Origin of the sequence: Citrobacter sp. Ce006 (assembly GCF_030336535.1) — a bacterium.
Classification (GTDB): Bacteria; Pseudomonadota; Gammaproteobacteria; order Enterobacterales; family Enterobacteriaceae; genus Citrobacter; species Citrobacter europaeus.
Genome location: NZ_JAOWDO010000071.1, coordinates 1 through 26157, shown reverse-complemented (window position 1 = coordinate 26157; position 26157 = coordinate 1). Strand labels below are relative to the sequence as shown.

23 protein-coding genes and 1 tRNA gene are annotated in these 26157 nt (G+C 52.1%); 11 read left to right on the top strand and 13 right to left on the bottom strand.

Features of this window, described 5'->3' with window-relative positions:
* The first annotated feature begins 49 nt into the window (after positions 1 to 49).
* The 4 genes from ppnN to xni all read left to right on the top strand — a co-directional run bounded on the left by ppnN (position 50) and on the right by xni (position 5553).
* Positions 50 to 1414: a nucleotide 5'-monophosphate nucleosidase PpnN gene (gene ppnN, locus OGV94_RS13430; RefSeq protein WP_003840366.1), complete on the top strand. Its 1365-nt coding sequence runs from the start codon at positions 50 to 52 to the stop codon at positions 1412 to 1414.
* 562 nt (positions 1415 to 1976) lie between these two features.
* The gene (locus OGV94_RS13425) at positions 1977 to 3266 is read left to right on the top strand and encodes an HAAAP family serine/threonine permease (protein ID WP_043017409.1); all 1290 of its coding nucleotides are present in this window, start codon (positions 1977 to 1979) and stop codon (positions 3264 to 3266) included.
* A gap of 53 nt (positions 3267 to 3319) precedes the next feature.
* Positions 3320 to 4687 carry an L-serine ammonia-lyase gene (locus OGV94_RS13420; RefSeq protein ID WP_043017410.1) on the top strand — a complete coding sequence of 456 codons (1368 nt, stop codon included), beginning with the start codon at positions 3320 to 3322 and terminating at the stop codon, positions 4685 to 4687.
* 110 nt (positions 4688 to 4797) lie between these two features.
* Positions 4798 to 5553, top strand: a complete 756-nt coding sequence (gene xni / locus OGV94_RS13415) for a flap endonuclease Xni (RefSeq protein ID WP_100194792.1) — start codon at positions 4798 to 4800, stop codon at positions 5551 to 5553.
* An 80-nt stretch (positions 5554 to 5633) separates the two neighbouring features.
* Here the strand turns inward: xni and fucO are convergent, their stop codons facing one another.
* From fucO to OGV94_RS13380, 7 genes are all read right to left on the bottom strand, one after another.
* Positions 5634 to 6782, bottom strand: coding sequence for a lactaldehyde reductase (gene fucO / locus OGV94_RS13410; protein WP_100194793.1), 1149 nt, complete (start codon positions 6780 to 6782; stop codon positions 5634 to 5636).
* 27 nt (positions 6783 to 6809) lie between these two features.
* Complete coding sequence (gene fucA, locus OGV94_RS13405; protein ID WP_003034062.1) at positions 6810 to 7457, bottom strand: L-fuculose-phosphate aldolase; 648 nt, start codon at positions 7455 to 7457, stop codon at positions 6810 to 6812.
* Between the two features lie 141 nt (positions 7458 to 7598).
* Positions 7599 to 8597, bottom strand: coding sequence for a LacI family DNA-binding transcriptional regulator (locus OGV94_RS13400; RefSeq protein WP_043017413.1), 999 nt, complete (start codon positions 8595 to 8597; stop codon positions 7599 to 7601).
* Positions 8598 to 8663: 66 nt separating this feature from the next.
* Positions 8664 to 10244 carry an FGGY-family carbohydrate kinase gene (locus tag OGV94_RS13395; protein WP_286523549.1) on the bottom strand — a complete coding sequence of 527 codons (1581 nt, stop codon included), beginning with the start codon at positions 10242 to 10244 and terminating at the stop codon, positions 8664 to 8666.
* A gap of 53 nt (positions 10245 to 10297) precedes the next feature.
* Positions 10298 to 11248, bottom strand: coding sequence for an ABC transporter substrate-binding protein (locus tag OGV94_RS13390; protein ID WP_286523547.1), 951 nt, complete (start codon positions 11246 to 11248; stop codon positions 10298 to 10300).
* A 73-nt stretch (positions 11249 to 11321) separates the two neighbouring features.
* Complete coding sequence (locus OGV94_RS13385) at positions 11322 to 12305, bottom strand: ABC transporter permease (RefSeq protein WP_087856949.1); 984 nt, start codon at positions 12303 to 12305, stop codon at positions 11322 to 11324.
* Positions 12306 to 12308: 3 nt separating this feature from the next.
* The gene (locus OGV94_RS13380) at positions 12309 to 13808 is read right to left on the bottom strand and encodes a sugar ABC transporter ATP-binding protein (RefSeq protein WP_043017415.1); all 1500 of its coding nucleotides are present in this window, start codon (positions 13806 to 13808) and stop codon (positions 12309 to 12311) included.
* Positions 13809 to 14272: 464 nt separating this feature from the next.
* Here OGV94_RS13380 and fucI point away from each other — a divergent pair, with 464 nt between their 5' ends.
* The 4 genes from fucI to fucR all read left to right on the top strand — a co-directional run bounded on the left by fucI (position 14273) and on the right by fucR (position 18781).
* Entirely contained in the window at positions 14273 to 16048 is a 1776-nt protein-coding gene (gene fucI, locus OGV94_RS13375) for an L-fucose isomerase (RefSeq protein WP_100194794.1), read from the top strand.
* Positions 16049 to 16152: 104 nt separating this feature from the next.
* Positions 16153 to 17571, top strand: coding sequence for an L-fuculokinase (fucK, locus tag OGV94_RS13370; protein ID WP_221922843.1), 1419 nt, complete (start codon positions 16153 to 16155; stop codon positions 17569 to 17571).
* A gap of 1 nt (position 17572) precedes the next feature.
* Positions 17573 to 17995 carry an L-fucose mutarotase gene (fucU, locus tag OGV94_RS13365; RefSeq protein WP_043017418.1) on the top strand — a complete coding sequence of 141 codons (423 nt, stop codon included), beginning with the start codon at positions 17573 to 17575 and terminating at the stop codon, positions 17993 to 17995.
* 57 nt (positions 17996 to 18052) lie between these two features.
* Positions 18053 to 18781 carry an L-fucose operon activator gene (gene fucR / locus OGV94_RS13360; RefSeq protein ID WP_043017419.1) on the top strand — a complete coding sequence of 243 codons (729 nt, stop codon included), beginning with the start codon at positions 18053 to 18055 and terminating at the stop codon, positions 18779 to 18781.
* A gap of 35 nt (positions 18782 to 18816) precedes the next feature.
* Here fucR and rlmM read toward each other — a convergent pair whose 3' ends face one another.
* The 4 genes from rlmM to OGV94_RS13340 all read right to left on the bottom strand — a co-directional run bounded on the left by rlmM (position 18817) and on the right by OGV94_RS13340 (position 21832).
* Positions 18817 to 19917, bottom strand: coding sequence for a 23S rRNA (cytidine(2498)-2'-O)-methyltransferase RlmM (gene rlmM, locus OGV94_RS13355; RefSeq protein ID WP_043017420.1), 1101 nt, complete (start codon positions 19915 to 19917; stop codon positions 18817 to 18819).
* Positions 19910 to 20305 (bottom strand): DUF423 domain-containing protein, encoded by a 396-nt coding sequence (locus OGV94_RS13350; RefSeq protein ID WP_005130969.1) that lies wholly within the window; start codon positions 20303 to 20305, stop codon positions 19910 to 19912. Before OGV94_RS13350 ends, rlmM begins: the two co-directional genes overlap by 8 nt.
* A gap of 18 nt (positions 20306 to 20323) precedes the next feature.
* A complete protein-coding gene (gene gcvA, locus OGV94_RS13345) occupies positions 20324 to 21241 on the bottom strand; it encodes a glycine cleavage system transcriptional regulator GcvA (protein ID WP_043017421.1) in 918 nt (305 codons plus the stop codon).
* 363 nt (positions 21242 to 21604) lie between these two features.
* Positions 21605 to 21832 (bottom strand): YgdI/YgdR family lipoprotein, encoded by a 228-nt coding sequence (locus tag OGV94_RS13340; protein WP_016154261.1) that lies wholly within the window; start codon positions 21830 to 21832, stop codon positions 21605 to 21607.
* A gap of 192 nt (positions 21833 to 22024) precedes the next feature.
* Between OGV94_RS13340 and csdA the strand changes: the two genes are divergently transcribed.
* Both csdA and csdE read left to right on the top strand, forming a co-directional pair.
* On the top strand, positions 22025 to 23230 hold the full coding sequence (gene csdA / locus OGV94_RS13335; protein ID WP_087052049.1) for a cysteine desulfurase CsdA: 1206 nt from the start codon (positions 22025 to 22027) through the stop codon (positions 23228 to 23230).
* Entirely contained in the window at positions 23230 to 23676 is a 447-nt protein-coding gene (gene csdE / locus OGV94_RS13330; RefSeq protein ID WP_286523545.1) for a cysteine desulfurase sulfur acceptor subunit CsdE, read from the top strand. Before csdA ends, csdE begins: the two co-directional genes overlap by 1 nt.
* Before the next feature lie 77 nt (positions 23677 to 23753).
* Here csdE and tcdA read toward each other — a convergent pair whose 3' ends face one another.
* Together tcdA and mltA are read right to left on the bottom strand one after the other, a co-directional pair.
* Positions 23754 to 24560 carry a tRNA cyclic N6-threonylcarbamoyladenosine(37) synthase TcdA gene (tcdA, locus tag OGV94_RS13325; RefSeq protein WP_047409008.1) on the bottom strand — a complete coding sequence of 269 codons (807 nt, stop codon included), beginning with the start codon at positions 24558 to 24560 and terminating at the stop codon, positions 23754 to 23756.
* Positions 24561 to 24694: 134 nt separating this feature from the next.
* Complete coding sequence (gene mltA / locus OGV94_RS13320; protein WP_003034021.1) at positions 24695 to 25792, bottom strand: murein transglycosylase A; 1098 nt, start codon at positions 25790 to 25792, stop codon at positions 24695 to 24697.
* A 205-nt stretch (positions 25793 to 25997) separates the two neighbouring features.
* Between mltA and OGV94_RS13315 the strand changes: the two genes are divergently transcribed.
* A tRNA-Met gene (locus OGV94_RS13315) sits at positions 25998 to 26074 on the top strand.
* Positions 26075 to 26157: the final 83 nt, after the last annotated feature.

Here is a 26157-nt window from a genome sequence, read left to right as displayed (position 1 = left end):
CTATTGTAATCAGTAGAGGATGATGTCTCTCGTCCCGTAAGGAGTTTACTTGATTACACATATTAGCCCGCTTGGCTCAATGGACATGTTGTCGCAGCTGGAAGTCGATATGCTTAAACGCACGGCCAGCAGCGACCTGTATCAACTGTTTCGTAACTGTTCGCTTGCCGTTCTGAACTCCGGCAGTTTGACCGATAACAGCAAAGAGCTGCTGTCCCGCTTTGAAAGTTTCGACATTAACGTGCTGCGCCGCGAACGGGGCGTGAAGCTGGAACTGATCAACCCGCCTGAAGATGCGTTTGTTGATGGACGCATTATTCGCGCGCTACAGGCCAACTTGTTTGCCGTGCTGCGCGACATTCTGTTCGTCAATGGCCAGATCCATAACGCCGGTCGTTTTCAGCATCTGGATCTCGAAAGCTCGGTGCATATTACCAACCTCGTATTCTCGATCCTGCGTAATGCCCGGGCACTGCACGTTGGCGAAGCGCCGAACATGGTCGTCTGCTGGGGCGGTCACTCAATCAACGAGAATGAATACCTGTACGCCCGTCGCGTAGGCACCCAGTTGGGCCTGCGTGAACTGAACATCTGTACCGGCTGTGGTCCGGGGGCGATGGAAGCGCCAATGAAAGGCGCTGCAGTCGGTCACGCCCAGCAGCGATACAAAGACAGTCGCTTTATTGGTATGACCGAACCGTCAATCATTGCCGCAGAGCCGCCTAATCCGCTGGTTAACGAACTGATCATCATGCCAGACATTGAAAAACGTCTGGAGGCGTTCGTGCGTATCGCCCACGGTATTATCATCTTCCCGGGCGGCGTAGGGACAGCAGAAGAGCTGCTGTATCTGCTGGGGATCCTGATGAATCCGGCCAACAAAGATCAGGTTTTACCGCTGATCCTGACCGGACCAAAAGAGAGCGCCGATTACTTCCGCGTGCTGGACGAATTTATCGTGCACACGCTGGGGGAAGATGCGCGTCGCCACTATCGCATTATCATTGACGATGCAGCGGAAGTGGCGCGTCTGATGAAAAAAGCGATGCCGCTGGTGAAAGAGAACCGCCGCGACACTGGCGATGCCTACAGCTTTAACTGGTCGATTCGTATCGCACCGGATTTGCAGATGCCGTTCGAGCCGTCCCATGAAAACATGGCTAACCTTAAGCTGTACCCGGATCAGCCCGTTGAAGTACTGGCGGCCGACCTGCGTCGTGCGTTCTCGGGTATTGTGGCGGGGAACGTGAAGGAAGTTGGGATCCGCGCCATTGAAGAGTTTGGCCCGTACAAAATCCACGGTGACCGTGAGATGATGCGCCGCATGGACGATCTCCTGCAGGGCTTTGTTGCACAGCATCGTATGAAGTTACCAGGCTCTGCGTATATCCCTTGCTACGAGATCTGCGCCTAACCTTCAACAGCCGCCAGCAGACGCTATCGCGGTGACAGTTTTGTCCATATTAAAGCCGGGTCTGGCGCATTAGCCTCCCGGCTTTTTTTAGTGATACCAGTCACATAGCTCAGAGTATCATATAAATATCAGTGATATTTCATTAAAAAAGAAGCGGTACGCAAACGATTACCTTTAAAACCCAACCGTGATTTATCTTAGGAAATTATTATTAGTCGCCAAAATCCTCTAAAAACAACAGTTTTTACAGCTTAACACGCCTATCTTCGCGCCTTCGCTTTCATGAGATATGTCGTTAATGTTAGCCTTCGCGCCCGTAAATTCGCTTTGACTATTTTTTAACAGATTAATGGCCCAAATTTATCCACATAAAAGGTGGATTATTGCATTTGGGATCCCGATCACTGATACATCCATTACTAAAATGTATCTTTCCGCCCGCAAATTATTACGGCGAAAAATTATATAAAAAATCGCTCAACGAATTTCGATTTACAGTCGGGTGCTTTCTCATTGGATTGAACCCAAACCCGACTTTTTAAGCTTCCTCCAGGAGAAATAGATGGAAAACACTCAAACCAGCACTATCGTTACGGGCCAGACCCGCAGCGCATGGCGCAAGACAGACACCATGTGGATGCTGGGCCTTTACGGCACGGCGATTGGCGCGGGTGTATTGTTCCTGCCGATTAACGCAGGCGTAGGCGGCATGATCCCGCTTATCATCATGGCGATCCTTGCTTTCCCAATGACCTTCTTTGCACACCGCGGTCTGACTCGCTTCGTGCTGTCCGGTAAAAATCCGGGTGAAGACATCACCGAAGTTGTAGAAGAACACTTTGGTGTCGGCGCGGGTAAACTGATTACCCTGCTCTACTTCTTCGCTATTTACCCAATTCTGTTGGTCTACAGCGTTGCAATCACCAACACCGTTGAAAGCTTCCTGACCCACCAGTTGGCGATTACGCCGCCGCCGCGCGCAATCCTGTCTCTGATCCTGATTGTTGGCATGATGACCATCGTGCGCTTCGGTGAGCAGATGATCGTGAAGGCGATGAGCATCCTGGTATTCCCGTTCGTTGCGGCTCTGATGCTGCTGGCGCTGTACCTGATCCCTCAGTGGAGCGGTGCGATTCTGGAAACCCTGTCCTTTGATTCTGCAGCAACCACCGGCAACGGCCTGCTGTTGACCCTGTGGCTGGCAATTCCGGTAATGGTGTTCTCCTTCAACCACTCACCAATCATCTCCTCCTTCGCCGTGGCGAAGCGTGAAGAATACGGTGATGAAGCTGAGAAAAAATGCTCTAAGATCCTGGCATTCGCTCACATCATGATGGTGCTGACCGTAATGTTCTTCGTCTTCAGCTGTGTGTTTAGCCTGTCCCCAGCGGACCTGGCTGCAGCGAAAGAGCAGAACATCTCTATCCTGTCTTACCTGGCAAACCACTTTAACGCGCCGATCATCGCCTGGATGGCACCGATCATCGCGATTATCGCTATCACCAAATCCTTCCTCGGCCACTATCTGGGCGCGCGTGAAGGTTTCAACGGTATGGTGATTAAGTCTCTGCGCGGCAAAGGCAAAACCATCGAAATCAACAAACTGAACAAAATCACTGCGCTGTTCATGCTGGTAACCACCTGGATTGTGGCGACGCTGAACCCGAGCATCCTCGGTATGATTGAAACCCTGGGTGGCCCGATCATCGCGATGATTCTGTTCCTGATGCCGATGTATGCCATTCAGAAAGTACCGGCAATGCGTAAATACAGCGGCCATATCAGCAACGTCTTCGTTGTGATTATGGGCCTGATCGCTATCTCCGCTATTTTCTACTCTCTGTTCAGTTAATTCCCCTGCGCCGCTCTTCGGGGCGGCGCACCTCGATACACAATGGACGCCTCATGATTAGCGTATTCGATATTTTTAAAATCGGCATTGGCCCTTCCAGCTCCCATACTGTTGGCCCGATGAAAGCAGGCAAACAATTCACGGATGACCTGATTGCACGCGGAATTCTCACTGACGTAACCCGCGTAGTGGTTGATGTCTATGGCTCTTTGTCTCTCACGGGGAAAGGTCACCATACCGACATCGCGATTATTATGGGCCTGGCGGGTAATCTGCCGGATACCGTAGACATTGATGCCATCCCGGCCTTTATCCAGGATGTGAATACTCATGGACGTTTGCTGCTAGCGGACGGTCAACATGAGGTTGAGTTCCCGGTCGACAAGTGCATGAATTTCCATGCGGACAATCTGTCCCTGCACGAAAACGGGATGCGTATTACCGCACTGGCGGGCGAAAAAGCCATTTACAGCCAGACCTACTATTCCATTGGCGGTGGGTTCATCGTTGATGAAGAACATTTTGGTTTACCGAACAACTCTCCGGTAAACGTGCCGTATCCGTATAAATCTGCGGCTGATTTGCAACGTCATTGCCAGGAAACCGGCCTGTCGCTTTCTGGTCTGATGATGCAAAACGAACTGGCGCTGCACAGCAAAGAAGAGCTGGAACAGCACTTTGCCAACGTCTGGGAAGTGATGCGTAGCGGGATTGAGCGCGGTATCACCACCGAAGGCGTATTGCCAGGCAAACTGCGCGTTCCGCGTCGTGCTGCGGCGCTGCGTCGTATGCTGGTCAGCAGCGACAAAACCACCACTGACCCGATGGCGGTTGTTGACTGGATCAACATGTTCGCGCTGGCCGTGAACGAAGAAAACGCTGCCGGTGGACGCGTGGTTACCGCGCCAACCAACGGCGCATGCGGGATTGTTCCTGCTGTACTGGCGTACTACGACAAGTTTATTCGCGAAGTGAACGCTAACTCGCTGGCACGCTACATGCTGGTCGCGAGCGCCATTGGTTCACTGTACAAGATGAACGCCTCTATCTCTGGCGCCGAAGTGGGCTGTCAGGGTGAAGTCGGTGTTGCCTGCTCCATGGCTGCGGCCGGTCTGGCTGAACTGCTGGGCGGTAGCCCAATGCAGGTGTGCATTGCGGCGGAAATCGGTATGGAACATAACCTGGGTCTGACCTGCGATCCGGTTGCCGGCCAGGTACAGGTACCCTGCATTGAGCGTAACGCTATTGCTTCGGTTAAAGCAGTTAACGCCGCGCGTATGGCGCTGCGCCGTACCAGTGAACCGCGCGTGTGCCTCGATAAAGTTATCGAGACCATGTACGAAACCGGTAAAGACATGAATGCCAAATACCGCGAAACCTCTCGCGGTGGTCTGGCGATGAAGATTGTCACCTGCGATTAAGTCCCCTGAAGAGGCCTCTTTTGCGAGGCCTCTTCCTGTTTTTCTGCCAACTATTCGCCTCCCTTCGCCGTGAATGTTACCCTACAGACTGATTTGTTAGGGAGAACACCGTGGCCGTCCATCTGCTCATAGTTGATGCACTGAATCTCATCCGCCGTATTCACGCCGTACAGGGCTCACCCTGCGTGGAGACGTGCCAGCACGCACTCGATCAGTTGATTGTGCACAGTCAGCCCACGCACGCCGTGGCGGTATTTGATGACGAGGCGCGCAACAGCGGCTGGCGTCACCAACGCTTACCTGACTACAAAGCCGGTCGCCCGCCAATGCCTGACGATTTACACCAGGAAATGCCCGCCTTACGCGCTGCTTTTGAACAGCGCGGCGTCTGCTGCTGGGAATCCAGCGGGAATGAAGCCGATGATTTAGCCGCTACCCTGGCGGTTAAAGTTAGCCAGGCGGGACATCAGGCAACCATCGTTTCAACAGATAAAGGCTATTGTCAGCTACTCTCCCCAACGCTGCGTATTCGGGACTATTTCCAGAAACGCTGGCTGGATGCGCCCTTTATCGAGAAAGAGTTCGGCGTACTACCGCAACAGTTGCCTGATTACTGGGGACTGGCGGGGATCAGCAGTTCTAAAGTTCCAGGGGTTGCCGGTATTGGACCCAAAAGCGCCACACAATTGCTGACGCAGTTTCCAACGCTGGAAGCGTTGTATGAACATCTGAATGACGTACCGGAGAAATGGCGCAAGAAACTCGAAGAACATCGGGAGATGGCGTTTCTGTGCCGCGATATCGCGCGGCTGCAAACGGACTTACATATCGACGGAAACCTACAGCAATTACGCCTGGCGCGGTAGCCTTATTGTCGGATGCGGTGTCAACACCTTATCCGGCCTACTTATCGTACAACCCAGCAGGCCGGATAAACGCCAGGTGATTACCAGGCGGTATGGTATAGCTCGACGATATCCCCAAGGCTCGCTTCACGCGGATTTCCCCCGGTACAAACATCGTCAAATGCCGCCTGCGCCAGTGCAGGAATATCCTCTTTGCGTACGCCAACATCGCGTAAATGCAGTGGGATCCCTACATCACGGTTAAGGGCGAAGACAGCATCCACCGCCGCTTTACGTGCTTCTGCCAGCGTCAGGCCTTCAACCTTAACCCCCATCGCCCGGGCGATATCGCGGAATTTTTCCCCGGTAAATTCGGCGTTATAGTGCATCACGTGCGGCAGCAAAATGGCATTCGCGACGCCGTGCGGCGTGTTGTAAAACGCGCCTAACGGATGTGCCATGCCATGCACTAATCCCAGGCCAACGTTGGAAAAACCCATTCCGGCAACGTACTGGCCCAGCGCCATCGCTTCACCCGCCTGGCTATCGCCCGCGACCGAACCGCGTAATGCCCCGGCAATAATTTCGATGGCTTTGATGTGCAGCGCATCGGTAAGCGCCCACGCCGCCCGCGTGATGTACCCTTCAATGGCATGAGTCAGTGCATCCACTCCTGTGGCGGCTTTTAATGCAGCGGGCATGCCGTCCATCATGTCAGCATCGATGAACGCCACCTGCGGGATGTCATGTGGATCGACACAAACAAACTTACGCCGGTTCTCTTCGTCAGTGATCACGTAGTTAATGGTCACTTCCGCTGCCGTTCCCGCGGTGGTTGGGACTGCCATAACCGGCACGCTCGGGCTGCGCGTCGGCGATAACCCTTCAAGGCTGCGGACATCTGCAAACTCAGGGTTATTATGGATAATGCCAATCGCTTTACAGGTATCCTGCGGGGAGCCTCCGCCGATGGCTATCAGATAGTCTGCGCCACTTTGCTGAAACACACCCAATCCTTCCTGCACCACCGCAATGGTTGGGTTAGGGATAACGCCTGAATAGATTTCCCATGCCAGACCTGCAGCATCCATTCGGGAAGTCACCTTTTCAACAACGCCGCACTGTACCAGATTTTTATCGGTCACAATCAACGCCTTGCGATAACCACGACGGATGACTTCATCGGTTAACGCGCCAACAGCTCCCCGGCCAAACCATGCCGTTTCGTTCAGAATCATTCTGTTCGCCATCGTATATCTCCTTTTCGCTATGCGAAATTACTCTTCAATGCGTAATCCGTAAGATTTGAATTTCTCCAGCACAATGGCGATCTCTTCGTCATCCAGCACCGGCACCGGGTCAACAATCGCCAGCGTGCTCAGATACAGGCGGGCCAGAACTTCCACTTCATGCGCCAACCACAGTGCTTTTTCTAAATTCGCTTCACAAGCAATCAACCCATGGTGCTGTAAAAGCGTTGCCTTACGGTTTTTCAGGGCGACGCTCACATGCTCTGACAGCTCTCGTGTACCAAACGTCGCATAAGGCGCACACGGAATAGAGTTTCCCCCCGCCGCTGCAATCATGTAGTGAATTGCCGGGATAGGGCGATTGAGAATTGAAACGGCGGTGCAGTGTACGGCATGGTTATGGACAACCGCATTGGCATCCGGACGCGTCTGGTATGCCGCCAGGTGAAAACGCCATTCACTGGAGGGTAATTGTCCTTTATCATATTTCCCGTCGTTATCTACATACACGATCATGTTTTCAGTAAGTCTTTCGTAAGGAATACCGCTGGGCGTGATCAGCATCCCATTTTCATAACGCGCACTCACATTTCCCGCCGTCCCCTGATTCAATCCAAGGCTGGTCATTTCCAGACAGGTTTCAATGATTTCTCGCGACAAACGCATTCTTTCCATAATGATTCTCCGGGTACAGTTTCCCCTCGTCTTTATTGCGAAAAATGCAGCCGCAGAATAAGACGGGTCAGGTTTCAGGTACAGGCAGCCACTGAATGTATTTATTCAGATTCAGTTGGCCGATTTATTTTTAGCGACGTATTATGGTTGTCTTACGCGCTTAATTAGTTTCATTTCAACTTTTACAGTTTCTTTAATTGGCCGGTCATCAATAGCACTCATCATCATATCGAATGCTTTTTCCGCCCAGACATTTTCATCCTGTTGCATTGACCAGACATTATTGGCGAGGAATCCCAGCATTGGGTGTTCATCGAATGTCCCAATATTAATTTCTGGTGGAATAGTGCCTAAACGATTACGAATAGCGTTAATGGCCCCTTCCAGTACGGGTAATGATGAGGCGATAAATGCCTGCGGACAGTCCTGTTCACCGATCAACTCATCCATGAGTCGATAACCACCTTCAGGTGTGTTATCCGGACCTTCGCGCACCCAATCTCTGTGAAAAATACCATTATTGTTCAATGCATTAAGATAACCTTGCAAACGGTCACCAATGCTGGGTAATCCGGTATCCCCTACTAAAAACCAGATCGGCGACTTTCCAGCGTCAAACAAACTTTGCGTCAACTTTTCGCCGCCCAAAATGTTATGACTTTCAACCAGTGCGTTGTCGGTATACTTAAAATCACGGTCAAGCAACACCATTGGTTTCCTGACCTGACGTAAATGGTGTTGCTGATTCTCTAACGTTGAAGGAACAATAAAAAGGCCATCGACATTGCGCGCGATTAACGCTTTGGTCAGTTTATTTTCGTAATCAACATCGTCATAGGTACAGCTAATCGTTAGCTGATAACCAGAACGGCGACAGCGTTGCTCAAGTTTTTCTGCAAGTGTGGCAAAAAACACGTTGGAAATATTAGGGACTATCAATCCTAATGTATCCGTTTTATTCAATTTCAGGCTGCGTGCTGAATGGTTAATGACGTAACCATAGCGCTCGACATATTCATTAATACGCGTTTGGGTTTTGACACTGATTCGATATTGCTCTGCTTTCCCGTTCAGCACCAGTCGTACGGTCGTAACCGATAAATTCAGATCGCTGGCTATCTGTTCTACTGTTTTAGCCATTTATATGCCCCAGTTCACATCCAAAAACGTCAATCCCCAATCATAAAAGTATTTTAAACTTTTGTCTTACTGCATAAGTTGGTTAATCGCCTGCTGCTGATCCCACAGCATCAGATAAGCCTGGTATTTACGATCATAGAAGTTCCGCCGTGCCGGGTTAGCCCTGATCACCTCGCCCGATCGAACCATCGCCTGGCATGCGGACGGAATCGTGGTCCACGCGCCGCATGCCACCGCGCCGGTAATGGCCGCACCTAACGTTACCGCATCCTCTTCCTGCATAAGATGAATATCGCATCCGGTGGCATCGGCATATTCTCGCAACCACAGTGGGTTATGCGTTGCGCCGCCGCACAGCGTCAGACGGGAAATGGTGTGACCGTTTTCGCGCATCACTTCCATAATATGTCGCGTACCGCAGGCGATCGCCTGTATTGTCGCCAGGTACAGACGAGCAACCTGCATCTCGCCTCGTTCCAGCGTTAAACCACACACACTCCCCCGGGCATCGGGTCGCGCGCGCGGCGAACGATTACCGTGGTGATCGGCCAGCACATGCAAATAACGACCAGGCTCTGACTCCTGCTCCTCAAGTGCTGCAACCCACTCATTAACTAAAACGATGGGATGGCACCCCCGCGCTTCAGCTTTGTTAAACAGCTCAGCGCTGGCACCTGACTCCTGAAGCGTCCAGTCGACTAACGCCCCGGCGGCGCTTTGTCCCCCTTCCGTCAGCCAGTAGCCTGGCAGCATGGCTGACCAGTATGGTCCCCATACGCCTGGCGTATGAATTTCGTGCCGGCTGCACAGCATATGGCAATTTGACGTTCCGCTGATCAGCGCCAACGTCCCCTCAGGCTCGGCACCAGCTAGCGCCACTCCGCCAGCATGGGCATCAATCATTCCGCTGGCGACGACCACTGCAGTCGTCAGCCCCAGCGCCTGGGCCGCATCGCTGCTAAGCGTTCCAACGCCAGCGCCTGGCGGCAGAATACGCGACGGGATTTTGCCCAATAAATCCGTTAATTCAACGGCATCGAGCAGGGAGTGGCTGAAGCGTTGTTCATGTGCCAGATAGTTCCATTTACAGGTTAGCGTGCACAACCCCGCAACATCAGTGGCGGTAGCTTTAGAGACCAGAAAGTCCGCCAAATCGTAGAAGCGATGCGCACTCTGCCAGGTGGCTGGAAAATGGTTTTTCAGCCATAGCACTTTGGGAAGCTCCATTTCGACGCTGACCTCACCGCCAACATAGCGCAGAGAGGGATCCTGCGTGGCGTTAATACGCTGCGTCTCCTGCGCCGCACGATGATCCATCCACATGATGATGTTATGGTCTGACGGTTCGCCGGGGGAAACCGCCAGTCCCCGCCCCTGTTCGTCCAGTGCTACCAATGAACAGGTGGCATCAAAACCCAATGAGCGAATATCCTCAATGCAAACCCCGGATGACGACACCGCCTCCTTCACTGCATGGCAAACCTGCTGCCAGATTTCTGCAGATGACTGCTCAACCCGCTCAGGACCGGGTCGAAACTGCGAGATGGTACGAGTCGCAAAAGCCAGCCGTTTGCCACTGGCATCAAAGACACCCGCCCTGACGCTGGCGGAACCGACATCCACACCGAGGAAATATCCACTGCCCATAGTAACTCCCTGACGCTGGCTAATGATGGGGCGAGCACCTCGCCCCAACGGTCTTATTTTTTACCGAATGGGTGTAACAGCTTGTCAATTTCCGGCGTATCAATGTTCTTCGCACTGACAAATTTCACCGGAATATCAATTTCTTGCGGTACAGACTGACCTGATACCGCTGCATTCAGCGTCTTAATACCCTGGTAGCCAATCTGATAAGCGTCCTGCACCACAAATCCCTGAATCACTCCGGACTTCAGGAAAGCAATGATTGCCTCGGTGCTATCAAAACCAATCACCTTCACTTTGCCTTTCAGATTTTGGCTATCAATAGCGTTTGCTACGCCAAGCGTTGAGCCTTCATTCGTACCATAAATTCCTGCGATATCCGGGTTGGCCTGGATCATATCGATGGTTTTATCCATCGCTTTTTGCGGATCGCCATCGCTGTACTGGACCGGTAGCACCTGGATATCCGGATATTTCTCCTTCATGCGGGCAATAAACCCTTCCGAACGCTCAATCGCTGAAGAGGTCCCTGCTACGTGCGCAATAATGCCCACTTTTCCTTTGCTGCCCACTTCCGCTGCCAGCGCGTCTGCGGCTTCAGCACCGGCTTTTCGGTTATTCGTAGCGACAAAGCTCACCGGAATATCGGAATTCACGCCGGAGTCAAACGTCACAACTTTAATGCCGCGTGAATTTGCGGTCTCAACTAATGGCGCCAGCGCATTGGCATCTAACGCGGCCAGTAATAGCCCATTAGGTTTTTGCGCCATCGCGTTTTCAACTAACTGAATCTGCTCGGCAATCTGAGTTTCATCCGCCGGGCCAACATAGCTGGTTTTATCACCCAACTCTTTTGCTGCCGCTTCCGTCCCCATTTTTACGGTTTGCCAGAATTCATGCTGGAAACCTTTACTGACCACCGGAAGGTTCATATCTTTAGCCAATACGCTGGATGTCATACAGGCCAGCAGGGATAACGCATAGACAAAATTCCTGGTTCTCATTGTTTTACTCCGTTCTGAGTGAGTCACCCTAAACGTCAGGGTTATGATGCCCCGTGACTTCCGGGAGCGTAAATCAACGAATTTTTTTGCGTAATGTGTCGAGATAAACCGCGGCAATGACCACCACTCCCATGGCTACCATTTGCCAGAACTGGGAAACGCCCATCAGGTTCAGGCCATTCTTCAGCACGCTCATAATGAATGCGCCGATGATCGTGCCGCCGATGGTGCCAATTCCGCCCATCAGGCTCGTACCGCCAATAACAACCGCCGCGATGGCTTCCAGCTCATATCCCACGCCGACCGTTGGCTGACCAGAGTTCAAACGAGAGGCCAGAATCACCCCGGCAATCCCGGTCAGCAGACCACAAAAGGCGTAGACGAAGATTTTGACGCGCTGAACTTTAATACCGGAAAGATGTGCGGCCACCTCATTGCTACCCACGGCGTAAACATAGCGACCAATCACCGTTTTCTTCAGGATGTAGGCGGCGATTAACGCCACCACTACCAGGTAAAAAACGGGATAAGGCAGCACATCGAACAAACGTCCCTGGGCCAGCATTTTGAAGGTGGGGTAATCTGCGAAATAAATCGCACGACCATCCGTCATCACCATATTGATGCCTCTGACGGACATCATCAGACCCAGCGTGGCGATAAAAGGTGGGATAGTCATTTTGGTGACCAGCAGGCCGTTGATATAGCCGCATAATCCACCCGCCAGCACCCCCGCAAGAATACAGACGGGCAGAGGCAGTCCCAGCGTGGCGCAGATGCCTACCGCAACGCCAGAAAAGGCCACGACCGAGCCAAGAGAAAGGTCGATTCCTGAAGTGATAATGACGAAGGTAACGCCAATCGCCATGATGCCAATCACCGACGTTTGCAGGGCAATTGTCATAATATTTTCAGTGTTAAAGAAAAATGGCGAACCGAAGCTAAAAAATATTACTAAAATAATCAGACTCAAAAGCGGCGCAAGGCGCATTAAAAGTTCTTTGTTAATTTTTATTTTCTTATTATTGCTGTCTGAAGAGGTTACAGAGATAGTCATAAATTAGTCCTCTAACGTCGCATATTGCATGATTTTTTCTTGTGTGGCGTCATCAGAAGCTAACTCCCCGGTAATACGTCCATTACGCATCACTAAAATGCGATCGCACATACCCAGCACTTCCGGTAATTCAGAGGAAATCATGATAATTGACTTCCCTTTTGCCACCAGTCGATTCATTAATTCATAAATTTCAAGTTTGGCACCCACATCAATACCGCGAGTTGGTTCGTCAAAGATGAGAATATCGGTATCTTTACATACCCATCTGGCAATAATAATTTTCTGCTGATTACCGCCACTTAAATTCAGTGCTGCCTGCTCTAAATGTGGTGTTTTAATACGTAGGGCCTTAACCTGTTCTTCGCTGGTTTTCTGACAACGTTTGCTGTCCACATTGCCATAACGGTCGGAATACTCAGGATAATTGCCCAACATGATATTGCGCTCAACGGACAGCCCTAATGCCAGCCCCTCTTTTTTTCTGTCCTCGGTTAAATAGCTGATGCCCTGTTTGATAGCATCAGGAATATCTTTAATTACCGTAACTTTGCCGTTTAGCTTGAGAGTTCCGCCATCAATGGGATCCGCACCAAAAATCGCCCGCGCCAGCTCAGTACGCCCTGCGCCCATCAAGCCGGCAAAGCCCAAAATTTCGCCCTGATACAGGGTGAAATCAATGTTGTTCAGTACGCCATTGCGCGTCAGACCGCTTACTTCCAACACCGGCTTACGTTGAGCCAAAGGTCCACGACGAGGATAGATATTGCCGAGGTCACGCCCAACCATCATGGCAATCAGATCGCTAATTTTAACCGCATCATAATCTACGGTGGCAATAAACTGACCATCCCTCATCACCGTCGCGCGGTCGGCTATCAGCGCCAGTTCCTCCAGCCTGTGCGAGATATAAACAATGCCTGTTCCCTGTTCCTTCAACAAACGGGTCACCTGAAATAAGCTGTCGATTTCCGTTTCCGTCAGTGCCGCCGTCGGTTCATCCATAATAAGGATCTTGGCATTCACCGATATCGCTTTAGCAATCTCAACCATTTGTTGTTGCGCGACGGTCAGATCGGCCACCAGCGTTTCTGGTGAAATATTCAGGTTTAATTTTTGCAAAATATCGATAGCAGCCTGTCGCTGCTGTTTTTCATCCAGACGCCAGCGATTATTTTTGCAAAACTCCCTGCCAATAAATATATTTTCTTCTACTGTGAGTTCAGGGAATAGATTGAATTCCTGGTGAATAATAGTGATACCTGCGCTTTGTGCGCTCAGTGGGTTCGCAAAAGTAACAGGTTGCCCTTCGAAAATAATATCTCCTTCATCAGGCTGATAAACACCGGATAAAATCTTCATCAACGTAGACTTTCCTGCGCCATTCTCACCCAGCAGCGCATGAACCTCACCTTTGCGTAAAGCAAAATCCACATTACTCAACGCTAATACGCCGGGAAAACGTTTCGTAATATGACTCATCTGTAAAAATGTTTCAGACATTGCTGCTTTCCTCAATATACAGAAACTGCAATCAGTGAATCAGGCGAAAAAACGTTGCCAGGAAGCCATCGTCACCGTTAATGCGAATACTACCTTCACGTTCATATGCGTTTTATCAATCATGCTAACTCGAGTTAGCGAATTGCCTTTTAAAGCTATTTTAGCTACTCAAATTAGCCAAATCATTTGGTTTAAAACTGTGACGCTGAACAGACAATTTATTGCAACCAATTAATTTTAAAGAATTTATCTAAAAAAATGCGACCTGGTTTATTTGACGCAGATCGAATTTTAACCACTTCTCGTGAAGCCTCTCACAGTTCCACAACAAAAAAGTTGTGCAAAAAACTCTCTAATACCTAAGCTAACTCGAGTTAGCAAAAATGGGTTATTCAGCCAACTGCGACGGTGGTGTTCAAAATCCGCTTTTGCAGCACGGCATAAAGTGAGATGAGGAACCTCGAATGAAAAAAAATAGCTTGCCGAAAATTGGCATTCGTCCGGTGATTGATGGGCGCCGTATGGGTGTTCGCGAATCGCTCGAAGAGCAAACCATGAATATGGCTAAAGCCACCGCTGCGCTGATCGCTGAGAAACTTCGTCACGCCTGCGGCGCGCAAATTGAATGTGTGATCGCCGATACCTGCATTGCCGGGATGGCTGAATCTGCCGCCTGCGAAGAAAAATTCAGCAGCCTGAATGTGGGCGTGACAATCACTGTTACCCCATGCTGGTGCTACGGTAGCGAAACAATCGATATGGATCCGATGCGCCCGAAAGCTATCTGGGGCTTCAACGGTACCGAGCGTCCGGGGGCCGTTTATCTGGCCGCTGCACTGGCTGCGCATAATCAAAAAGGACTTCCCGCCTTCTCTATTTATGGCCATGACGTACAGGATGCCGGCGACACCACGATCCCTGCCGATGTGGAAGAAAAATTGCTGCGTTTTGCCCGCGCGGGCTTAGCAGTTGCCAGTATGAAGGGCAAAAGCTATCTGTCCGTAGGCGGCGTTTCAATGGGCATTGCCGGCTCAATTGTCGATCATAACTTCTTTGAATCCTGGCTGGGAATGAAGGTTCAACCCGTTGATATGACTGAACTGCGTCGTCGCATCGACCAAAAAATCTATGATGAAGCTGAGCTGGAAATGGCGCTGGCCTGGGCGGACAAAAACTTCCGCTACGGCGAGGATCAGAATGCGCAGCAATATAAGCGTAACGCAGAGCAAAGCCGGGCTGTGCTGAAAGAAAGTCTGCTGATGGCCATGTGCATTCGCGACATGATGCAGGGTAACCAGAAGCTGGCCGACAAAGGTCGGATTGAAGAGTCGCTGGGGTACAACGCGATTGCCGCAGGCTTCCAGGGCCAGCGTCACTGGACCGATCAATATCCGAATGGTGATACCGCCGAAGCCCTGCTCAACAGCTCCTTTGACTGGAATGGCATACGCGAACCGTTTGTTGTCGCCACCGAAAACGACAGCCTGAACGGCGTGGCGATGCTGTTTGGTCATCAACTCACCGGCACGGCGCAGGTCTTTGCCGATGTGCGCACCTACTGGTCGCCAGAGGCGGTTGAACGCGTCACGGGGAAACCACTGACCGGCCTTGCTGAGCACGGCATTATTCACCTGATTAACTCCGGCTCGGCAGCACTGGACGGCTCCTGCAAACAGCGCGACGGCGCAGGGAAACCGACTATGAAGCCGCACTGGGAGATCGCGCAGAAAGAGGTCGATGATTGCCTGGCGGCAACCGAATGGTGTCCAGCTATTCACGAATACTTCCGCGGCGGCGGCTACTCCTCTCGCTTCCTGACCGAGGGTGGCGTGCCGTTCACCATGACTCGCATCAACATTATCAAAGGCCTGGGGCCGGTGCTGCAAATCGCGGAAGGCTGGAGCGTGGAATTACCGAAAGATATGCATGACCAGCTCGATGCGCGTACCAACTCTACCTGGCCGACCACCTGGTTTGCCCCGCGCTTAACCGGTAAAGGCCCGTTCAGCGATGTCTATTCAGTGATGGCAAACTGGGGCGCAAACCACGGTGTGCTGACGATTGGTCACGTGGGCGCGGACTTTATTACGCTCGCCGCCATGCTGCGTATCCCGGTTTGCATGCACAACGTGGAAGACGAGAAAATTTACCGTCCTTCAGCCTGGGCAGCCCACGGAATGGATATGGAAGGCCAGGATTATCGCGCCTGCCAGAACTACGGCCCGCTGTATAAGCGTTAATGCGACTCCGCCCGGTGGCGCAAGCTTACCGGGCCTACAGGAGCACAACGTGTAGGCCGGATAAGGCGTTTACGCCGCCATCCGGCAACGTCTCGGGAGCGATTATGAAACAAGAGGTTATCCTGGTCCTTGACTGCGGCGCGACCAACGTGCGGGCAATCGCCGTTGACCGACAGGGAAAGATTGTCGCCCGCGCAGCGACCCCGAATGCCAGCGACACCGCAACAGAAAATAGTAGCTGGCATCAATGGTCGCTGGAAGCCATTCTGCAACGCTTCGCCGACTGCTGTCAGCGACTCAAAACGCAGCTGACCGCCTGCCATATCCGCGGGATCGCCGTCACCACCTTCGGCGTAGACGGCGCGTTGGTTGATAAAAACGGCAAGCAACTGTATCCGGTAATCAGTTGGAAATGCCCACGCACCGCAGCGGTAATGGAAACTATCCACCGCTATATGTCACCGCAGCAGTTGCAGGAAATCTCCGGCGTCGGCGCGTTTAGCTTTAATACGCTGTATAAACTGGTGTGGCTCAAAGAAAACTATCCGCAATTACTGGAACAGGCGCATGCCTGGCTATTTATCTCATCGCTTATCAACCACCGATTAACCGGCGAGTTCACCACCGATATCACCATGGCGGGCACCAGCCAGATGCTGGATATCCGCCAGCGCGATTTTAGTCATGACATTTTGCAAGCAACAGGCATACCGCGTCGTCTGTTCCCACGCCTGGTAGAAGCTGGCGAACAGATTGGGATTCTGCAGCCAGAGGCCGCCAGCCAGCTCGGGCTTGCGGCGGGTATTCCGGTCATTTCTGCCGGACACGACACGCAGTTTGCGCTATTTGGCGCAGGGGCGCAGCCCGATGAACCGGTGCTCTCTTCCGGCACATGGGAGATTCTGATGGTGCGCAGTGCACAGGTAGATACCTCCCAGCTCAGCCATTATGCGGGTTCCACCTGTGAACTGGATAGCCAGGCAGGACTGAAAAACCCCGGCATGCAGTGGCTGGCTTCCGGTGTTCTCGAGTGGGTACGTAAGCTACTGTGGACTGCCGACACCCCCTGGCAGACGCTGATTGATGAAGCCCTGGCTATTCCCGCAGGTGCCGAAGGGGTGAAGATGCACTGCGACTTGTTGGCCTGTCAGAATGCGGGCTGGCGAGGGGTTACGCTCAATACCACCCGCGGGCACTTTTATCGCGCCGCGCTGGAAGCGCTCACAGAACAGTTGCAGCGAAATCTGCACACGCTGGAAAAAATCGGTCATTTTCAGGCCACGGAACTGCTGTTGGTTGGTGGAGGAAGCCGCAACGCATTGTGGAATCAGATCAAAGCGAATGTACTCGGGATCCCTGTCAAAGTGCTGGATGATGCCGAAACCACCGTGGCCGGGGCCGCGATGTTTGCCTGGTCAGGCATCGGGGAATTTACCTCTCCCGAACAGGCACGCACGCAGGTGTGCTACCAATACCGTTACTTCTATCCGCAAACCGAATCCGAACTGACAGGAGTCGTGTAACATGCTCAAAACAATATCTCCCTTAATTTCCCCAGATCTACTGAAGGTGCTGGCTGAAATGGGACACGGTGATGAGATTATCTTTTCCGATGCCCACTTCCCGGCCCACAGCATGGGACCGCAGGTCATTCGCGCAGATGGTCTACTGGTCAGCGATCTGCTGCAGGCGATTATTCCACTGTTTGAACTGGACAGCTACGCCCCACCACTGGTGATGATGGCCGCTGTTGAAGGCGACACCCTCGATCCTGATGTCGAGTCACGTTATCGTCAGGCGCTTTCACTACAAACCCCCTGCCCGGATATCACACGTATTGACCGCTATGCCTTCTATGACCGCGCGCAACAGGCGTTTGCGATCGTTATCACAGGAGAGCGGGCAAAGTACGGGAATATTCTATTAAAAAAAGGGGTAACGCCGTAATCTCTGGTCTGAATGCCCGTCAGCTACGGGCATTCATCAAAAGATAAGGATCAGAACATGAAAGCGGCGCGCCAGCAGGCAATTGTAGATCTACTTACTCACCACAAAAGTCTGACAACCGAAGCCCTTTCTTTGCAGCTTAACGTCAGCAGAGAGACCATCCGCCGCGATCTCAGTGAGTTACAAGCCCAGGGAAAAGTGTTGCGTAATCACGGGCGGGCCAAAGTGATTCACCGGGAAGATCAGGACAGCGGCGACCCGTTTCATATGCGACGCAAAAGCCATTATGCCCACAAAGCACATATTGCCCGCGAAGCGCTGGCATGGATCGAAGAAGGTATGGTGATAGCCTTAGACGCCAGCTCAACCTGCTGGTATCTGGCGCGACAGTTACCGGACATCAACATTCACGTTTTTACCAACAGCCAGCCCATCTGCCAGGAATTGGCTAAACGTGAACACATTCAGCTTATCAGCTCCGGCGGTCGCCTCGAGCGTAAATACGGATGCTACGTTAACCCCTCGCTTATCTCGCAGCTCAAACCACTCGACATCGACCTGTTTATTTTTTCCTGCGAAGGGATCGACCGCGACGGCGCGCTCTGGGACTCAAATGCGACCAACGCCGACTTCAAGTCCATCTTGCTTAAGCGTGCAGCGCAATCATTATTGCTGATTGATAAAAGCAAATTTAATCGTTCGGGGGAGGCACGGATTGGGCATCTGGATGATGTGACGCATATTGTTTCGGATACGCCGCTGATTGAAACAATTCAGGCCGAATAAGGCGGTTATGCCTTGATCCGGCCTTCAATTTTATCTTATCGCTCGTCGCGACGACCGCCGACGGCAGCCCACAGGCGACGTACATGCACGGTCACTTCTTCACGGTCATGATACAGCTGACGCGCCTGAATCTGGGCATTTACGCCATGCTCGTCAAGCTGCGCCTGAATGTAAGCCAGATTTTGCGACACTTCTTCGTAGCGTTTTTTCATCGGCAGCTTGAGGTTGAAGATAGTCTCACGACACCAGCCGTTGACCAGCCACTGCGCCATCAGGGCGGCAACCTTCGCGGGCTTCTCCACCATGTCGCAAACCATCCACGAAATGTTGTTACGATTCGGGCGATACTTAAATCCGTCTTCGCGCAGCCATGTAACCTGTCCGGTATCCATCAGGCTTTGCGCCATCGGACCATTATCCACGGAATAAACCCACATGTTGCGTTTAACCAGTTGATAGGTCCAACCGCCGGGGCATGCGCCTAAATCCACCGCATACATTCCGTTAGCCAGACGCTCATCCCATTCATCAGCTGGGATAAACACGTGCAGCGCTTCTTCCAGCTTCAGCGTTGAACGGCTTGGCGCATCGGCCGGGAACTTCAGACGTGGAATACCCATGTAGAACGGGGAGTTATTGTCAGGCAAGGAATAGCCTGTATAGCAACAGCCAGGAGCGATAAAGAAAACGTGAACCACTGGACGTTTTGGCGTTTCATACTTTGCCAGCACGCCAGCTTCACGCAGCGCCGCGCGCAGCGGTACGGTAAATTTACGGCAAAATTTGACCAGCTCTTTGCTTTCATTGGTGTCAGCAACTTCGACACGCAGATCGCCGCCTTTTTCCACCACGCCCTGCAACATGCCGACAATTGGCGTAATACGGTCTTCCGGCGGTAAATATTGCAGTAGCTCGCCTACCACAAACATCTGGCGAGCAAAAATCAGCGAGCTAAACGGCAACTCTTTCACTAGCTTTTCGGCATCGTCCTGCTGATAGCATTCGAAGATGACGTAACCCGCATTGTCTTTCACGCGGGCAAAACCGAAGATTTCCCGGCGTCCTGCTTTATCCGTAATTTCTGCGGCGCACTCTTTTTCAAAACCCGGGCGACACAACAATACTACCTTATTCATGGCTAACGCCCTTACGTTTCAATCTAATAGCGCCCACTAACATCAGCGCCCAGCCCACAAGGAAGCTGAAACCACCAACGGGGGTAACAAACGCCCACAGGCGTAAATGAGAGAGCGCGAGGCAATAGAGGCTGCCGCTAAACAGCACCGTTCCCAATGCCAGAAACACGCTACTCCAGTAAAACCAAATGCTAATACGTCGCTGCATGGCGACGGCCAGACCAAAGATAGCCAACGTATGAAACGCCTGATACTCAAGGCCAGTCTGGATCCACCCCATCTCAACGACACCGAGGGTTTTACTCAGAACATGTGCCCCAAAGGCGCCCAACGCCACAAAGATAAAGCCACTTATGGCGGCAAAAATCAGCATAAAACGGCTGGTCATGTGAATACCCTACGTAAATTATTGTTCATAACGAAAGCGGAATTTTTCTTGTTCCGTGGCCGCTTTCGCCAGAATCCACTGACGGAAGGCGGCTATTTTACCCAGTTCTGCCTGACTGTCATGACAAACCAGATAAAATGCGTTTTTGCTGACCAGAACATCGTTAAACGGACAAACCAGACGTCCGGCTTCAATTTCGGATTGCGCCATGACGTTATTCGCCAGCGCAACCCCCTGTCCATGGATAGCAGCCTGTAGCACCATGGCGCTATGGCTGAAGATAGGTCCCTGCTGTACGTTGATATGATTCAGGCCAAGCTGACGCGTATAGGCTTGCCAGTCACGACGCGACGCATCGTGCAATAATGTGTGCTTAGCCAGGTCATCAGGCGCCTTCAGCGGTTTATCACCGGTCAATAATAGCGGCGAGCAGACCGGCAATAAATATTCAGCGTACAATTTTTCAACGCGCAGACCCGGCCAGTTGCCGCGTCCGTAGAAAATCGCCACATCAACATCGTCAGCCAGTTTGTCTTCCTGACGGTCCACCGCCTGGATCCTGACATCGATTCCCGGATAAGCTGAGTTAAAGCTAGAGAGTCTGGGCACCAGCCACTGGATCGCAAAACTGGGCAATAAACTAACGGTGAGCGCACCTTTTGCGCTGCGAGCCTGAAGCTTACGCGTCGCGTCGGTTAATTGCGAAAAAATCTCTTTGATGTCGAGGAAGTAACTTTGGCCTTCTTCCGTTAACAGCAAAGATCGATTGCGTCGACGAAACAGCTTTAGCCCCAGGAAATCCTCAAGAGACTTGATTTGATGACTTACTGCGGCCTGCGTCACAAAAAGCTCTTCTGCTGCGCGAGTAAAGCTCAAATGACGCGCTGCAGCATCAAAAACACGCAACGCATTTAAGGGTGGTAATCGTTTTGACATGACTTTTAGGCTTTGATGTTAAATGAATTTAACAATTATCTAACAGGCTGTAACCTATTAGTTTTTTTTATCTGAGCCATTATAAATTGTCCGTTGAGGTTCTACCAGCAAATACCTATAGTGGCGGCACTTCCTGAAGCCGGAACGAAAAGTTTTATCGGAATGCGTGTTCTGGTGGGCTTTTGGCTTACGGTTGTGATGTTGTGTTGTTGTGTTTGCAATTGGTCTGCGATTCAGACCATGGTAGCAAGGCTACCCTTTTTCACTTCCTGTACATTTACCCTGTCTGTCCATAGTGATTAATGTAGCACCGCCAACTTGCGGTGCTTTTTTTTGTCCGACTCTTTGTCGATGGACGACTGGTTAGTTATCCAGTTCTACCATCTCTTTCACATCGGTACGGTTAATCTGCTGTTTGTTGCCGTTAGCGTCTTTATACGAAATCATCCCCGTTTCATTATCAGTCTGTGGCTTACCATCAGACACGATTGATCGACCATCGTTGGTGTGCATCACGTAATTCGAACCGGAACAGGCGCTCAGGGCAAAAGTCAGCATACAAGCAGAGATAATTGCGGCAGTCTTTTTCATCTTCTTCTCCTTAAAGCGATTTATGCTATTAAAAATACACTCCGTAACAGGCAAAATTGCTCGCCTAACGCTAATTAGCATAAGACACTGCGCGGACTTTGCCAGGATATCCAGAGTATTCCGATGGTTAGCACAACTCTTGTATCAGCGCCATTTTTGCGCCACGATCGGTTTACTGAACTGAGGAATACCATGAACGCTTTTAACCCCGCGCAGTTTCGCGCCCAATTTCCCGCACTCAACGATGCTGGCGTTTATCTCGACAGCGCTGCTACGGCGCTGAAGCCGCAGGCGGTGATTGAAGCTACCCACCAGTTTTATAGCCTGAGCGCCGGGAACGTCCATCGCAGCCAGTTTGCCGAAGCACAACGCCTGACCGCACGCTATGAAGCCGCGCGGGGAAAAGTCGCAAGTCTGATTAATGCGCCGAATGACAAAACAATCGTCTGGACCCGCGGCACGACCGAGGCGATCAATATGGTTGCCCAGAGCTATGCGCGACCGCGCTTACAACCGGGCGATGAGATTATCGTTAGCGTGGCGGAACATCACGCCAACCTCGTACCCTGGCTGATGGTGGCGGAGCAAACGGGAGCTAAGGTAGTCCGGCTGCCGCTCAATGCCCATTTATTGCCAGATGTTGAAAACCTCGCGCAACTCATTACTCCCCGCAGCCGCATTCTGGCGCTCGGGCAGATGTCGAACGTCACCGGCGGTTGCCCGGATCTGGCCCGCGCCATCACGCTCGCCCATGCGGCTGACATGGTGGTGATGGTTGATGGCGCCCAGGGTATTGTCCATTTCCCTGCTGACGTACAGCAGTTAGATATTGATTTCTATGCATTCTCGGGCCACAAACTGTATGGCCCGACCGGCATTGGCGTGCTGTACGGTAAACCTGAACTGCTGGAAGCGATGTCTCCCTGGCTCGGCGGCGGCAAGATGATTAGTGAAGTCAGTTTTGATGGTTTCACCACACAGGCAGCGCCATGGAAGCTGGAGGCCGGTACGCCTAACGTTGCTGGCGTTATCGGGCTGAGCGCGGCGCTCGAATGGCTGGCGGACGTCGACGTTGCGCAGGCCGAAAACTGGAGCCGGGGTCTGGCGACGCTGGCAGAAGATGCGCTGGCAAAACGCCCCGGCTTTCGTTCCTTCCGCTGCCAGGATTCCAGTCTGCTAGCCTTTGATTTCGCTGGTGTTCATCACAGTGACATGGTCACTCTGCTGGCCGAATATGGCATTGCGCTACGCGCAGGGCAACATTGTGCGCAACCGCTGCTGGCAGAACTGGGCGTATCCGGGACGCTACGCGCCTCTTTTGCGCCCTATAATACGCAAAGTGATGTGGATGCGTTGGTCTCAGCCATTGACCGCGCGCTGGATATATTGGTGGATTAATGACAAGCCCTCTGTTCGCCGGACACCCGTTTGGCACAACCGTAACCGAAGAGACGTTACGCAATACCTTTATCCCGCTCACTCAGTGGGAAGATAAATATCGCCAGCTGATTCTGCTGGGTAAGCAGTTGCCGGCGCTTCCGGATACGCTAAAAGCGCAGGCCAAAGAAATTGCGGGCTGCGAAAACCGCGTCTGGTTGGGACATACCCTTCATGAGAATGGCACTCTGCATTTCTTCGGCGACAGCGAAGGTCGCATAGTACGCGGGCTGTTGGCGGTATTACTCACGGCGGTCGAAGGTAAAACCGCAGCCGAGTTACTGGCGCACTCGCCCATGGCATTATTTGACGAACTGGGTTTACGCGCGCAGCTTAGCGGCTCGCGTAGCCAGGGCCTGCATGCTCTTAACGAAGCTATTCTTGAGGCTGCTCAGAAAGCCGAATGACGGCGCTGATGTGTCTTATCCGGCCTACAACACCGCACGAACCGTAGGTCGGATAAGCACAGCGCTATCCGACACTATCAGAGTTGGCGCGCCGCTTTCGCCATCATCTTCTTCAGCGCATGTGAGACGGCAACAAAGCCAAAGGTGGCGGTCACCATAGTGGCTGCGCCAAATCCGGACGCGCAATCCATACGTTTTGGCCCTTCCGCCGTCGCTTTCATCGCACATACCGAGCCATCTGCCTGCGGGTAAACCAGCGCTTCGGTCGAGAACACACAGTCCACACCCAGTTTGCCTTTGCTGTTTTTCACTACGCCAAAATCGCTTTTCAGCCGCTCACGTAGCTTAGCCGCCAGCGGATCCTGAATGGTTTTTGCCAAATCAACGACCTGAATCTGCGTCGGGTCGATCTGCCCGCCAGCCCCGCCGGTAGTCACCAGCGGAATTTTATTACGCCGACAATAAGCAATCAGTGCCGCTTTTGGGCGCACGCTATCAATCGCATCAATGACATACGAAAATCCCGCACTCATATACTCAGCAACGTTTTCTGGCGTAACAAAATCATCGACCACGCTAACACGGCACTCCGGGTTAATCTGGCGGATACGTTCTGCCATCACTTCAGCTTTTGCCAGGCCGACGTTATCGCGCAGAGCATGGATCTGGCGGTTAGTATTGGTGACGCACACATCATCCATATCGATAAGTGTAATGGCACCAATGCCGGTACGCGCCAGCGCTTCCGCCGCCCATGACCCCACTCCGCCAATTCCAACCACACAAACATGCGATTGGGCAAACAGCTGCAACGCATTTTCGCCATACAGACGCGCCGTACCGCCAAAACGCTGGCGCCAGGCATCACTGATTACCACAGACATAGAACCTCAAATATAGAAAACAAAAAGAGCGGACAAATACCGCCCTTGATGAATGCATCACTGCCTGATGGCGGCTACGCCTTATCAGGCCTACTCAATAATGTAGGCCGGATAAGCGAAGCGCCATCCGGCAATTAACCGCTAAAAACGTTACCCGCACCCGGCGCTGTTTTCAGTACCCATACGCGACCGTAGTGATTATACCACCCGGCACGGTGTCCGGCGTCAGCCCCAATGCCCTGGTAGATATCGAAGTGTTGCCCTTTAATCGCCCCACCCACATCTAACGCCACCATCAGACGCAGTTCGTACTGACCAGTAAACTTGCCGTTGTTGTCCAGTAACGGAACTTCCGCCAGTAACGTTGTGCCCGCAGGAATGATACTACGGTCAGAAGCCACGGATGCACGGCCAATCAACGGTACCGCGCTGGCCCCTTTTACCGGAGCAAAAGATTGCGGTTTAAAGAAGACAAACGATGGGTTCTGCTCCAGCAGCTCACGCACTTCGGCCTCGCTGTGCGTTTCTCCCCAGTGGCGAATGGCCTGCATCGACATATCTTCTTTTTTCACTTCGCCACGGTCGATAAGCACTTTGCCGATACTGCGATAGGCGTGGCCGTTTTTCCCGGAATAGCTAAAGAAGTTGAGTGGGCTGCCATCGCCAAAATCGATGTAACCACTGCCCTGAACATCCATAATGAAGTTATCCATCAGGGAGTTGCTGTACGCCAGAATGTAATTATCGCTTAGCGCGCCAGCGTAGATCTCGGCACGAGAGGGTAAGCGCCCACGTTTTGGCGGCATACGATAGATAGGATACTGAAACTCGCCCTGACGCGTATGGCGCGCCTGAATCACCGGCGTGTAGTAACCGGTAAACTGGACGTTACCGTAATTGTCCGCCCCTTCCATTTGCCAGGCATCAATACCAAACTGGCGCATACTGCGCGTATCACCGCCCGCGCGTAGCCATTGCTGGATAGCGTTGTAGACGTTGCTCTGGTTACCGTACAAACGCGGCGAAGCGCTGCGAATTTGATTAACCTGCTCGGCGAAATCACCGGCATTGATTGGTGCGCCAACCGCATCAGGCTGGTTCACCAGTGAGAAAGGCTGGGTAAATTTCCCGTCTTTATACTGCTGCCCACGATCGGTGGGTTTTGAGGAACACGCGGCGAGCATCGCGACTACTGCTCCCGCCAGAAGATATTTTGCCCAACGTCCTTTCATTGTTCTCGTCTTATGTTGCCTGAATGCGAGACGAAGATAACAAACCCCCGTACCTAATGAAATGCGTATACATACCCCGACGCAAATTTTGAGCAAAAAATAATCCAGAATGCGTTGTTTTTGTTCATTTTCACCCTAAAAACGTGATCAAGGTGAAAAAAGGGTTGCATGAAAATGCGAGCAGAGTATAGTGCGCATCCACGGACGCGGGGTGGAGCAGCCTGGTAGCTCGTCGGGCTCATAACCCGAAGGTCGTCAGTTCAAATCTGGCCCCCGCAACCAATTAAAATTTGATGTAAGATTTTTGCAAAGTAGTTCGAATCACAGCAAGGCGGCGACGCAGTGAATCCTTAGGAGCTTACTCC

Excerpts from the sequence above, each read along its gene's own strand:
- OGV94_RS13425 (WP_043017409.1), top strand. The coding sequence starts at position 1,977 with ATGGAAAACACTCAAACCAGCACTATCGTTACGGGCCAGACCCGCAGC.
- OGV94_RS13420 (WP_043017410.1), top strand. The coding sequence starts at position 3,320 with ATGATTAGCGTATTCGATATTTTTAAAATCGGCATTGGCCCTTCCAGC.
- fucO (WP_100194793.1), bottom strand. The coding sequence starts at position 6,782 with ATGGCGAACAGAATGATTCTGAACGAAACGGCATGGTTTGGCCGGGGA.
- fucA (WP_003034062.1), bottom strand. The coding sequence starts at position 7,457 with ATGGAAAGAATGCGTTTGTCGCGAGAAATCATTGAAACCTGTCTGGAA.
- OGV94_RS13400 (WP_043017413.1), bottom strand. The coding sequence starts at position 8,597 with ATGGCTAAAACAGTAGAACAGATAGCCAGCGATCTGAATTTATCGGTT.
- OGV94_RS13395 (WP_286523549.1), bottom strand. The coding sequence starts at position 10,244 with ATGGGCAGTGGATATTTCCTCGGTGTGGATGTCGGTTCCGCCAGCGTC.
- OGV94_RS13390 (WP_286523547.1), bottom strand. The coding sequence starts at position 11,248 with ATGAGAACCAGGAATTTTGTCTATGCGTTATCCCTGCTGGCCTGTATG.
- OGV94_RS13385 (WP_087856949.1), bottom strand. The coding sequence starts at position 12,305 with ATGACTATCTCTGTAACCTCTTCAGACAGCAATAATAAGAAAATAAAA.
- OGV94_RS13380 (WP_043017415.1), bottom strand. The coding sequence starts at position 13,808 with ATGTCTGAAACATTTTTACAGATGAGTCATATTACGAAACGTTTTCCC.
- fucI (WP_100194794.1), top strand. The coding sequence starts at position 14,273 with ATGAAAAAAAATAGCTTGCCGAAAATTGGCATTCGTCCGGTGATTGAT.
- fucK (WP_221922843.1), top strand. The coding sequence starts at position 16,153 with ATGAAACAAGAGGTTATCCTGGTCCTTGACTGCGGCGCGACCAACGTG.
- fucU (WP_043017418.1), top strand. The coding sequence starts at position 17,573 with ATGCTCAAAACAATATCTCCCTTAATTTCCCCAGATCTACTGAAGGTG.
- fucR (WP_043017419.1), top strand. The coding sequence starts at position 18,053 with ATGAAAGCGGCGCGCCAGCAGGCAATTGTAGATCTACTTACTCACCAC.
- rlmM (WP_043017420.1), bottom strand. The coding sequence starts at position 19,917 with ATGAATAAGGTAGTATTGTTGTGTCGCCCGGGTTTTGAAAAAGAGTGC.
- OGV94_RS13350 (WP_005130969.1), bottom strand. The coding sequence starts at position 20,305 with ATGACCAGCCGTTTTATGCTGATTTTTGCCGCCATAAGTGGCTTTATC.
- gcvA (WP_043017421.1), bottom strand. The coding sequence starts at position 21,241 with ATGTCAAAACGATTACCACCCTTAAATGCGTTGCGTGTTTTTGATGCT.
- OGV94_RS13340 (WP_016154261.1), bottom strand. The coding sequence starts at position 21,832 with ATGAAAAAGACTGCCGCAATTATCTCTGCTTGTATGCTGACTTTTGCC.
- csdA (WP_087052049.1), top strand. The coding sequence starts at position 22,025 with ATGAACGCTTTTAACCCCGCGCAGTTTCGCGCCCAATTTCCCGCACTC.
- csdE (WP_286523545.1), top strand. The coding sequence starts at position 23,230 with ATGACAAGCCCTCTGTTCGCCGGACACCCGTTTGGCACAACCGTAACC.
- tcdA (WP_047409008.1), bottom strand. The coding sequence starts at position 24,560 with ATGTCTGTGGTAATCAGTGATGCCTGGCGCCAGCGTTTTGGCGGTACG.
- mltA (WP_003034021.1), bottom strand. The coding sequence starts at position 25,792 with ATGAAAGGACGTTGGGCAAAATATCTTCTGGCGGGAGCAGTAGTCGCG.